The sequence below is a fragment of the Methylobacterium sp. B1 genome (genome assembly GCF_000333255.1).
In the GTDB taxonomy this organism is placed as follows: domain Bacteria; phylum Pseudomonadota; class Alphaproteobacteria; order Rhizobiales; family Beijerinckiaceae; genus Methylobacterium; species Methylobacterium fujisawaense.
The window spans coordinates 1-4,024 of the sequence record NZ_BACT01000647.1 but is presented as its reverse complement, the minus strand read 5'-3'; the positions used below and the strand labels follow the sequence as shown (position 1 = coordinate 4,024).

Sequence of the window (4,024 nt, the reverse complement as noted above, 5' to 3'; positions counted from 1 at the left end):
TTTGCAAAGTCCCCGGGATTTCCCGGGGGCCTGAGCAGGGCGACAATTAAATGCCCATGCATTCGATGCAAATGAACTAAACTTCCATTGGCCGGTTCTCAAATATAACTTGGACGCGCGCATCATTTAATTTCTGATCCGGGCGCCGGATGGTTCGTCGCAGCCGCACGGGCGCACCCGGATCGGCGGCCTCCGGCGCCAGATGCCCGTCACACAGGCCCGGTAGACCCACACACCATGCCAAGCATCACGGATGCGCCGATGACGCCCTCCGATCTCGACAAAAGGGCCGAACTCACCATCTGGCCCGCACGCGCGACCGGTCGTTCCGCGGAGGGGCGCCCGTTCGCGACGCTGCGCGAAGCCCTCGCGGTTGCGCTCGAGGCGATCGCGTCCGACGACGCCCGGCCGTGGATCATCACCGAGGCCGGTGACATCCTCTCACCGCGCTGGATCCAGGCGCATTCCCGCTCGCGATCCCTGCAATAGCCGGGGCGACGCGGGTCTTGCAGTCACGATCAGCAGCCGATGCAGATGTCGCGCACCACGTGCGGGTGTCGCAGACCGGTGCGCTGGTTCGGAAGCCGTCCTTCGAGGGATGAAAATCCGCTCCCCAGCCCCGGGGGACGTCGGCGCCCCCCGGTCGGGTCGGCCTGGACGGGTGCCGGCGCCGGCGCCGCCGCGACCGGTGCGGGCTGGGCCGGGAGGACGGGAGCGGGAGCGCCGTTGGCCATCCCCGGATCGGGCTGCGTCAGGGCCATGCCGGGAACCGGAGCCGTCGTCGCGAACTCGCCGGCACGTCCCGGCAGGGAGGCGGCGACGAGGGGAGCGACGATGGGGCCTGCGACGACGAGCCGGGTCAGCGGATGCATCACACTCTCCAGGCTTGGAAGCCGGCACGGCACGGAAAGCCGCGCCTGTGCCCGCCAATCCCGATGACGGGCCCCGGTCCGGCCCCTGTGTGACGCGGGGGCCGATGCGGCGCCACTCATCCATTCGACGGAGCGGTCTCCGGGCGGCTCAGTAAGCGCGACCGTAATAGGGCTGCGAGACCGGGCGATAGCGGTCGCTGACCGGCCACGTATAGGGCTGATTCTTGCCGGTCTGCAGGTGCGACCGAAATTTCGGCTCGTTGAAACCGATCCCGTGCAGGCCTGTCGCGCCATGGGCGCCCTGCGCCTTGGGGCCGGCATCGCGCGCCAGGGCTGCGCCCGAGACGCCGAGAACGAGAACGGCCGCGAAAGAGACACGGCCCAGAATGACACTCATTTCTGCCTCCTGTCCCGGCCCAGGTGCCGGAACAGGATGAACGGCATCGGTTCGGCCCGGTTCCGGGCCCGGGAAGCGCTCAGAAGCCGCCGCCGAGGCAGGCTTCGGCCAGGGGATCGCCGCAGAGGTCGCCGGTCCGGACCGGCGCGGCCGCCGCGCCGCCGATGCCGGCCCCGCCGAACGCCCCTCCGCCGGACGGGAGCATGCGGGCCGCTTGTGCGGGGTCGTCCGCGCGGAGCCCGCTCGCCCCGACGATCCCGGCCCCGCCCGTTCCGACGCCCCCCGCGCCGGCCGCTCCGGAAATCGAGGCGCCCGCGCCCGGGCTCACGGTCGCGCCGGTCCCGAGCCCGAACACGCCGAACGGCCCGACGCTGGACAGGGTGGTGCCGGACGCTCCGATCGCGGCCGCGTCGGCGGTCCCGCCTGCGAGACCGGCCGACGCAGCCGCAGGGAACAACGTTCCCGATGTCCCGACAGAGCCGACCCCCGTGGCGGTGCCGTTGCCGAGACCGTTGAGGGAGCCCGCGCCCGTCAGGGCGGTCGTCTGCCCCGTGCGGGTCGTGCCGCCGGATCCCAGGCCCAGGGAGAGGCCAGACCCGCCACCCAGACCGATCGTGCCGCTGGTCAGCGACAGGGTGCTCCCCGGTGACGTGCCCAGCCCCGAACGCGACGCGGTGCTGAATCCGCTGCGCAGGCCGCTGGCGCCGATCGTCCCCCCGGTCCGGAGGCTGGAGCCGGAGACGCCTGCGCCGCCGGTCGCGGCCGAGCCCAAGGTTCCGAGCTGGCCCGCACCGGTCGATCCCGCGGCCGATGTGCCGATGGCAGTCCCGGCCGATTGCCCAGCCGCCCGCCCGCCCGAGGCGCCGATGCGGCCGCCGCCGCCCGCGCTGCCGAAGCTGAGCTGGCCGGCATTCACCAAGCCGCCGGTCTGCGCCGAGACGGTCGGGAAAGGGCCGGTGGTGGTGCCGCCGCCGAGGCTGAGCTGGCCGGGATTGGCGATGGGCGTGATCGGCTCCGGCGAGGCCGAACTCGGCACCGTCGCGGTGGCCGACAGGCTCTGCGCCGAAGCCGGGATGGCGATCGGCAGCAGCAGGGCGGCGAGGATGGACCGCATGGCACGCTCCGCAGGCCGGCGGACGAAGACAAAGCCGGACAGATTTGTTGCCGAGAAACAGAGGGGCGTGAGGCCGGTTCCGGCGGCGCACCGACGCGGAACGCCCGCCGCAGGCGCGGAAAGAGCACCGTCGGCCTTCATGCTGCCGGAAAGGCGGTGTGGTCTCGGCGGCGGATCCGCCCGGACCTGCGCCCCGACCTGCGATCGTACCGTTGCCCGAAACCCTCGCCTCAGGCTTGCGCAGCGCCGGCTGGCTCGCCGGCCTGCCGGCCCTCGCGCTGATCTGGGCGAGTGCGACGCTCTACGCCGCCCCGCGGATCGCCGAGGGGCTCGAGGCCGAGGGGGCGGCGGTGGCGTCCGGCACGGCCACCGCCACCGGCGAGCCCTGGCTGCGCCTGGAGGCCAGCGGCCGCGACCTCGTGGCCGCCGGCGAGGCGCCGGACGTCGCCGAACGGGCCACCGTGCTGTCCCGCCTCGCGGCCCTGGACGGCCCCCGCCGCATCGTCTCCGAGGTCGGCATCGTGGAGACCGCCGCGCCCTTCCAGTGGGCGGCGATCCGCACCGGCCCGAACCGGATCGCCCTGGAGGGCAGCCGCCCGGTGGAGATCGGCCGGCGGGCCCTGGAGGCGCGGATCACCGGCGCCCTCCATCCCGGCACAGGCCTCGACGACACCGCCCGGGCCGCCCGGGGGGCGCCGCCGGACTTCGCCAGCGCGGCCGCGTTCCTGGCGGCCCGGCTCTCGGGCCTCGCCAAGGGCGGGCGGGCCGCCCTCAGCGACACCGTGCTCAGCCTCTCGGGCGAGGCCCTGGACGTGCCGGCCTACGAGGCCCTGCGGGCGGCGCTCTCGGACCCGCCGGAGGGCTTCAGCATCGGGCGGATCGAGATCCTGCCGCCCAAGGTGGCCGCGTACCGGTTCGCCGTGGAGAAATCCGGCCGGGGCGTCGTCCTCGACGGCTTCACTCCCTCGGCCGCAGACCGCGAGGCCGCCCTGCGCGCAGCCACCGAGGCGGCGGCCGGCGGCGCCGTGGAGGACCGGCTCCTGGCGGCCCGGGGCCTCGACCCCGCCATCGACCCGAAGGGCCTCATCGCCTTCGCGTTCAAGCTCGCCGAGCTGATCCAGTCCGGCCGCGTGGTCTTCCAGGACGGGGCGGTCTCGGTGACCGGCGACGCCATCGACGGGCAGGCGCTCCCGGACGCCGAGGCGCTGATGCGCGACGGCCGGCCCGCCGGCGTGGCGGCCGGGCCGGTGGCGCTCACGGCGCGGCCGCTCTCGCCCTACCGGGTGGCGATCCGCCGGACCGCCGATTCCGTACTCCTCACCGGGCATCTGCCGGACACCGCGACCCGGGAGCGGGTGCTCGCCGCCCTGCGCCCGCGCCTGTTCCGGGAACCGGTCATCGACCGCACCCGCCTCGCCGACGGCGCCCCGCCGGATCTCGGGGACGCGCTGGCCGCCACCGCCCCGCTGGTGGCGAACCTCGCGGACGGGACCGTCACGGTCTCGGACCGCGCCCTGACCCCTGACCGGCGAAAGCCTCTACCGGGAGGGCGCCGCCCGCACCCCGGACCGGCTGGCCGAGGCGCTGCCCCCCGGCTGGACCGGACAGGCCACGTCACGGCCCGGGACGCCGCCGATCGGC

Annotated in this window: 5 protein-coding genes; 2 read left to right on the top strand and 3 right to left on the bottom strand. The window is 74.5% G+C overall.

Annotation, left to right across the window (positions count from 1 at the left end; genetic code table 11):
- The first annotated feature begins 261 nt into the window (after positions 1 to 261).
- Complete coding sequence (locus tag I53_RS18980) at positions 262 to 489, top strand: hypothetical protein (RefSeq protein WP_043353537.1); 228 nt, start codon at positions 262 to 264, stop codon at positions 487 to 489.
- A 29-nt stretch (positions 490 to 518) separates the two neighbouring features.
- On the opposite strand, the gene I53_RS18975 is transcribed toward I53_RS18980, so the two are convergent.
- The 3 genes from I53_RS18975 to I53_RS18965 all read right to left on the bottom strand — a co-directional run bounded on the left by I53_RS18975 (position 519) and on the right by I53_RS18965 (position 2,383).
- Positions 519 to 872 carry a hypothetical protein gene (locus I53_RS18975; RefSeq protein WP_043353535.1) on the bottom strand — a complete coding sequence of 118 codons (354 nt, stop codon included), beginning with the start codon at positions 870 to 872 and terminating at the stop codon, positions 519 to 521.
- Positions 873 to 1,020: 148 nt separating this feature from the next.
- Positions 1,021 to 1,269: a hypothetical protein gene (locus I53_RS18970; protein WP_043353533.1), complete on the bottom strand. Its 249-nt coding sequence runs from the start codon at positions 1,267 to 1,269 to the stop codon at positions 1,021 to 1,023.
- A gap of 79 nt (positions 1,270 to 1,348) precedes the next feature.
- A complete protein-coding gene (locus I53_RS18965) occupies positions 1,349 to 2,383 on the bottom strand; it encodes a hypothetical protein (protein ID WP_043353531.1) in 1,035 nt (344 codons plus the stop codon).
- 212 nt (positions 2,384 to 2,595) lie between these two features.
- Between I53_RS18965 and I53_RS18960 the strand changes: the two genes are divergently transcribed.
- A partial coding sequence (locus tag I53_RS18960; protein WP_251982366.1) for a BON domain-containing protein occupies positions 2,596 to 4,024 on the top strand: 1,429 nt, incomplete at its 3' end.